The sequence below is a fragment of the Microbacterium sp. 18062 genome (assembly GCF_902706225.1).
Lineage (GTDB): Bacteria > Actinomycetota > Actinomycetes > Actinomycetales > Microbacteriaceae > Microbacterium.
On record NZ_CACSKB010000354.1, the window covers coordinates 1 to 451 of the forward strand.

The following is a 451-nucleotide window of genomic DNA, read 5'->3' on the forward strand; positions in this document are numbered from 1 at the left end:
TTGCCACACGGCGCAGATCGGCGGCTATGCCATCGAGGGTCATGTGCCTGCCTCGGACATTCAACGCTTGCTGCGCGAAGCCCCGCAGGCCATCGGCCTCGCGGCGCCCGGCATGCCGGTCGGTTCGCCCGGCATGGATGGTCCGGCCTATGGTGGACGCAAGGACGCCTACGACGTGCTGCTGATTGGGAAAAACGGTAGCAGCACGGTCTATCAGTCGCATCGCTGACCATCCATCAACCCTTCTCCGTGGAGATATGCCATGCAGCATCAGCACACACAGACCCCCAGCGATCGCCCCCGGTTCTGGCGATCGCGCTACGGCGTGGCGTTCCTCATCATCGCCGCTGTCGCCGCGTATTTCCTGCTCAAGGAGCACACGGCACATGTTGCCGGCTATCTCCCCTTCCTGCTGCTGGCGGCTTGTCCGCTGATGCACCTGTTCATGCAC

Annotated in this window: 2 protein-coding genes; both read left to right on the top strand. The window is 63.4% G+C overall.

The genetic code is table 11. The features are described from left to right. The coding region (locus tag GVL03_RS20170; RefSeq protein ID WP_306770359.1) for a DUF411 domain-containing protein at window positions 1-229 on the top strand (229 nt) is incomplete at its 5' end. Between the two features lie 33 nt (window positions 230-262). Beyond that, window positions 263-451, top strand: a 189-nt coding sequence (locus tag GVL03_RS20175; protein ID WP_159502658.1) for a DUF2933 domain-containing protein, incomplete at its 3' end; no start/stop codon positions are given.